This is a genomic window from Rufibacter ruber, assembly GCF_001647275.1.
GTDB classification, from domain to species: domain Bacteria; phylum Bacteroidota; class Bacteroidia; order Cytophagales; family Hymenobacteraceae; genus Nibribacter; species Nibribacter ruber_C.
The window spans coordinates 1-6,048 of record NZ_LRMM01000124.1; the positions used below are offsets into that span (position 1 = coordinate 1).

At 55.9% G+C, this 6,048-nt stretch carries 3 protein-coding genes; all 3 read left to right on the forward strand.

The window, feature by feature from the left end; all coding sequences use genetic code 11:
* Positions 1-180 precede the first annotated feature (180 nt).
* The 3 genes from A8O25_RS21810 (at position 181) to A8O25_RS21820 (ending at position 5,952) form a co-directional block, all read left to right on the forward strand.
* Positions 181-2,385, forward strand: a complete 2,205-nt coding sequence (locus tag A8O25_RS21810; protein WP_066839702.1) for a beta-glucosidase — start codon at positions 181-183, stop codon at positions 2,383-2,385.
* 576 nt (positions 2,386-2,961) lie between these two features.
* Complete coding sequence (locus A8O25_RS21815) at positions 2,962-4,455, forward strand: sulfatase (protein ID WP_066839703.1); 1,494 nt, start codon at positions 2,962-2,964, stop codon at positions 4,453-4,455.
* Between the two features lie 48 nt (positions 4,456-4,503).
* Positions 4,504-5,952 carry a sulfatase-like hydrolase/transferase gene (locus A8O25_RS21820; protein ID WP_082893830.1) on the forward strand — a complete coding sequence of 483 codons (1,449 nt, stop codon included), beginning with the start codon at positions 4,504-4,506 and terminating at the stop codon, positions 5,950-5,952.
* Positions 5,953-6,048 lie beyond the last annotated feature (96 nt).

Below are 6,048 nucleotides of genomic sequence, written 5' to 3' on the forward strand. Positions count from 1 at the left end.
GCATAATGCGTTTTGCGCTGTTTGCAACAGCGAAAACAGGAGTCTGCAGGCGGGAGGCAAAGCCCTACCTCTGGGGGGCTCTACAAAACTGTTAGCAAAAGCACGAAAACTGACAGCGGCGGCCGCCCCAAAAAAGTAGCTTTGGATCTGTAATACTACTACCCAAGCCTAGCCTGTACCATGAAAGCGTTTGTTTTTACCCTGGCTGCGGTCCTTACCGTTTCCTCCCTCTTCGCGCAGCGGGTAGACGAGAAAGAACTGCAGCCGCTGTCTGCATTCAAGAACTTCCCCCAGGGGGCGGTGTACCAGAACACCAGCTTATCGCCCGAAGCCCGGGCCAGAGACGTGCTCAAGCACCTCACCTTTGAGGAGAAACTGTCCCTCACCGGCGGCTACAAGTCCTTCTGCTTTCCGGGTGTGGCGCGGTTGGGGTTAAGGCCGGCCATCATGGCAGATGCCTCACAGGGCATACGGCTGCAGACCATTGCCAGCAAAGCCAACAGCACCTCGTTCCCGCCCATGCTGGCGCTGGCCGCCACCTGGAACCCGGCGTTGGCGCAGGCCTTCGGGAAAAACATTGGGGAGGAGTGTAAAGCGCACGGTGTAGATTTTCTGCTGGGGCCGGGCATTAACCTGCAGCGCCTCTCGGTGGGCGGCCGTAACTATGAGTACATGGGCGAAGACCCGCTGCTCACCTCGGCCATAGCCGTGAACTACATCAACGGGTTGCAGAGCCAGGGCGTTATTGCCACGGCCAAGCATTTCATAGCCAATGACCAGGAGTTTGTGCGGCACATTGCCAGCAGCGACCTGGATGAGCGCACCCTGCGGGAGATTTACCTCAAGCCTTGGGAAGCGGTGGTAAAACAGGCCAGGGTACGGGCCATCATGACCGGCAACAACGCAATCAACGGAATCCCGGCCTCCATGCACCAGCCGTTGCTGAATGATGTCATGCGCCGCGAGTTCGGGTTTACGGGCGTGACCATGACTGACTGGCAGAACACCAACTACCACCCAGACCTGCAGTACCTGGTAGCCCGCTCGGGCCAGACCCTGCTCATGGCTAATAATGCTACGTTTACCAAGTACATTCAGGACTTTATCGCCAGATACCCTGCCCGGAAGGCAGAAGTGGAGGCTGATTTAGATTTCATGGTGTACCCCAACCTGTACACGCTTTTTGAAGCCGGGGTCTATGACCGCGCGCCCACTGACAAAGCCTTGCTGAACACGCTCCCCGCCCACAAAGAAACCGCCCGCCAATGCGCCGAGGAAGCCATTTGCCTCCTGAAGAATGAAGCCAATGTGCTGCCCGTACAGCGTTCTAAAAAAGTGCTGCTGATGGGGGAAAACGAGCTGCACAGCGGCACGGGCAGCGGTTTTGTGGCGGGCTATGACCACACCAGCTTCGCCGAAGGACTGAAGAAAACCTACGGCCAGAACTTTGAGGAAGCCGAAAAACCAACCGATGCCCAAATCAAAAACGCCAACGTGGTCCTGTTCCGGCTGAACAAGAAAGCGGGCGAAGGCTATGACGTGCCGTTTGAAGAACCCCAAGGCGTGAACGCTGAAATTGCCCGGGTGGCGGCCCTCAACCCCAACGTGGTGGTGCTCATCAGTTCGGCCAACGGCCTACCCATGCCGTGGCTGGGCCAGGTGAAAGGCGTGCTCTGGACCTTCTTTCTGGGGCAGGAGCGGGGCAATGCGCTGGCCAATATCATCAGCGGCAAAGTGAGCCCCTCTGGCCGGTTGCCGTTTACGCTGGAGAAAGACTTTCAGGATTCGCCAGACCCAGATTTCAATTTTCTGGGCGGAAAACCCTATTGGCAGGGCAACAACAACCACTACAAAGAATACTGGAAAGGGAATGAAAAGAACAGCAGGAAAGAGATAGCCAAGTATGTGAAGCCGCACCAATTGGTGCACCTGCCCTATGACGAAGGCGTGTTCATGGGCTACCGCTGGTTTGACAAGCAGCAGAAAGAAGTCCTGTTCCCGTTTGGCTATGGGTTGAGCTATACCTCGTTCACCTACACCAAACCCAAAATCTCCAAAGCCACCCTCTCCGGCCAGGACTCAGTGCAGGTGCAGTTCACCCTGAAGAACACGGGGAAACAAGCCGCCGCCGAGGTGGTGCAACTCTACGTGTCAGACAAAGAGGCAAGCGTTGACCGCCCGGTACGGGAGCTGAAAGATTTCCAGAAAGTGTACCTCAAGCCGGGCCAAAGCCAAACCGTCTCGTTCTGGGTCAACCGCCAGGACCTGTCTTTCTGGGACACCCCCACCCACAGCTGGAAAGCTGAACCCGGAGCCTTTGAACTTTCAGTGGGCAATTCGTCCAGGGCCTTACGGTTTACGCAGGTATTTACGCTGGAGAAATAGCTACTGTCAAGAGTCTCCGTTGGGCCTCACAGATATTCAGATTCTGTGAGGCCTTTCTGTTTTTGGCGTGTTTTGGCCAAAACAGGCCAAAAACAGAAAGCTCTGGTAATGAGGGAGAATATCGGACAGGGCTGGCTCCCCGCTGCGGCAGACAAAAGTTATACCCCCGCTGCGGCTGCCATTAAACCTAATGGCCCCACTCGCATCTAAGTACCAAACCAGGTCAGGAACAGACAAGATGCTCCTTTCCTGTTTCCGGGCTGTTTTTCTGAAAACAGGCCAAAAACAGGAAAGGGAACGTGGGGAGAGAAACCGCGACGGACCCGTCTAAACCTGCCTTGTACCCCTTTCTACATTTGTTGCAGCATTAGCGACAATAGTGGCACAGCGGCCCACCGGCACCCGCTATCTTCGGGACAGATACGTTGGGGTATTCCCGCCTGGAGGTTTGAAGGGCAGCGGGAGCTGGAGACTCACGCCGCCCGCCCCTAAACGTGAATAACTTTCGGCCCGGCGAAGAAAAAGAGGAATACTACCACTTCGGCTGTAGCCGATGAGAAAGAAGCATAAACCGGCATGAAAAACAGATTCTTGAGTACGCTGCCTCTGCTATTACTGCTGGTGCTTGGCTTTGAAAGCCAGGCGCAGCCGAAGCAAAAGCCCAACGTGCTCTTTATTGTGGTAGATGACATGAACACCTGGGGGCTGGTAAAGGATTACCCCGTGCTCAAGGTGCCCAACCTCAGGAAACTGCTGTCCCAGTCTCTCTACTTCCAAAACGCCACGTGTGCGGCCCCTAAATGCATTCCGTCACGGGCTTCATTCTTCAGCGGCAAGTATCCGCATAACTCGGGCGTATACCAGAACGGGCCTAACGTGTGGGGCACCTCAGACGTGCTGACCCAGGTTGAAGCCCTTCCTGAGCTGTTTAAACGCAACGGCTACACCACCTGGGCCGGGGGTAAGACGTTCCACGTACCTTTGCCGGGCAACCGCGAGGCAGAAATGTGGGACAACCCCGTGCACCACGGCGGCTACGGCCCCTGGGTAGCCCGCGCCGGGCAGTGGTTTGACACCAAACCCTGGGAAGGCCCCGACTCTGACTTTACCGATGTGGTGACCGCCGAACAGGCCATGGCGTTTCTGGGCCAGCAGCAGGAGAAACCGTTCTTTATGTACTGGGGCCTGTACCGTCCGCACAACCCGTACACGGCCCCCAAGCGCTTCTATGACCTGTATGACGGGGTCACGTTCCCCATGCCGCCGGGCTTTGCCGCCAATGACCTGAATGACGTGCCGCCCATGGGCCAAGCCCTCACCGACGGCCTGGCCCCTCTGTACCGGAAAGTCCCCAACCAAGAGCAGGCCCTGCAAACCTACCTCAAAGCCTACTGCGCCAATTACTCATTTGCTGACTGGAGCGTGGGCCGCGTACTGGACGCGCTGGAGAAAAGCCCGTACGCCCAGAATACCCTGGTAATATTTGCGTCTGACAACGGCTTTCACAACGGCACCAAAAACCACTGGACCAAAGAAACCCTCTGGGAGCAGGCCACTACTATTCCGCTGTTAATCAGGTTGCCCAACGGCCAAGGCGTGGTCTGCCCGCAGACGGTGAGTTTGATTGACATTTACCCCACGCTGGTAGAATACTGTAACTTGAGCCCGCCCAAACAGCAACTGGACGGCCTGAGCATGATGCCCGTCCTGAAAAACCCGAAGGCCCGCTGGGAACGCCCTGGCCTCACCACCACCCGCGAAAACTACAGCGCCGTGCGTACCCAGCAGTACCGCTACATCAAATACGCCGATGGCTCTGAGGAACTCTATGACCACCAGCAAGACCCCTATGAACTGAAAAACCTGGCGCAGCAAATCTCCTTGAAACCTGTGATGGTGAGCTTGGCCAAACAGGTACCCCGCCAGTTCAAAAAGTCAGTGCCTGTGAAAGGCGATGCATCTGATGCCGGTGGCCACGCCGCCGCCGGTGAAGCGCCCGCCAAGAAGAAAGGCGGCAAAAAAGTCGGCGCCGCCGAAGGTAAAAAGAGAAAAGCCCAGAACCAGGAGTAAGCCGTTTATAAGCTATTTTTCCTAAAACAGACCAAAACTGAAACACCCATGAAATACCTGAACAAATTAGTCCTGCTCCTGGCCTTGTGTATCTGGCAGGGCCCGGGCGCGCAGGCCCAGACCAAAGGCAAGAAGCCCAACATCATCATTATCCTGGCCGATGACATGGGCTGGGGCGATGTAGGCTACCACGGGGGCAGCATCAAAACCCCGGTGCTGGACCAATTGGCCAAAGATGGTGTGGAGTTGAACCGCTTCTACGTGGCCGCGGTTTGCTCACCCACCCGCGCCGGGCTACTGACCGGCCGCTACCCAGACCGGTTCGGGCTGCGCACCACTGTGATTCCGCCCTGGTCCAGCTTTGGGGTTGACACCAAAGAAGTTTTTTTGCCAGAGATGCTAGCCAAGGCCGGGTATAAAAACCGTGCGGTTTTGGGGAAATGGCACCTGGGCCACGCTGATTTGAAATACCACCCGCTTAACCGCGGCTTTACCCACTTCTACGGCCACCTCAATGGCGCTATTGATTACTTCACCCACGAGCGCGAAGGCGAGCTGGACTGGCACAATGACTTCAAACCCAGCCGTGACAAAGGCTACAGCACAGATCTGCTCACAGATGAGGCCGTGCGCAACATTAAGAGCTACAACGGGCAATCGCCCTTCTTTATTTACCTGGCCTACAATGCGCCGCACGGCCCGCTGCAAGCCAAGGAAGAAGACATGAAAGAATACGGCTATGACCCTGCTAAACCCAGCTTCGGGAAAAAGAACAATGACGAGAAGGAAGGCAAAGTGGGCCGCGGCAACACCCCAGAAATGACGTACGCTGCCATGGTCACCAACATGGACCGCAACATTGGCCGTATTCTGCAGACCCTCAAAGACCTGAAGATTGACGACAATACTATTGTGCTGTTCCACTCAGACAACGGCCCCGCCCCAGAAATCAAAGGCTCCAGCAGCGGTAAGCTACGAGGGGCAAAATTCACCGAATGGGAGGGGGGCGTGCGGGTGCCCGCTATCATCAGGTGGCCCGCCGGTTTCAAGGGCGGCAGTGTGAACAACCAGCTCATGGGCTACATAGACATCATGCCTACCTTGTTAGAAGTGGCCGGCGTGGCAGAAAAACCCAAGAACCCGCTAGACGGCATCAGCATGGCACCGGTGCTGACGGGCAAACAAAAAGAAATTCAGCGCAGCTTCTACCTGGGCTCTGGCACTATCCTCAACAATACCTGGAAACTGGTGTCGGCCAAGGGGTTGAACCCGCGCATCAAACTGGACGAAGACCACCTGTTCCAGATTGTGAAAGACCCATCTGAAAAGAACAACGTGGCCCAAGCCAACCCGGCTATTTATGCTGACCTGAAAAAGCAGCTGGATGTGTTTGACAACATCAAATCTCCGTTTGAGGTGCCGCCGTACGGCGAAGGCCGCAAGGGCTTTGTGGCTCCCAAAGACTGGCAAATCACCCAGCATACCGGTAAAAAATAACCCCCAGATTAGCGGCTGTTTTCTGAAAAAGAGCTGCTACGCAGAACCATTGCCAATGATAATTTAACCTTCTGTTTTCGGGCTGTTTTGGCCAAA

Coding starts and splice junctions, on each gene's coding strand:
- A8O25_RS21810 (WP_066839702.1), top strand. CDS start 181: ATGAAAGCGTTTGTTTTTACCCTGGCTGCGGTCCTTACCGTTTCCTCC.
- A8O25_RS21815 (WP_066839703.1), top strand. CDS start 2,962: ATGAAAAACAGATTCTTGAGTACGCTGCCTCTGCTATTACTGCTGGTG.
- A8O25_RS21820 (WP_082893830.1), top strand. CDS start 4,504: ATGAAATACCTGAACAAATTAGTCCTGCTCCTGGCCTTGTGTATCTGG.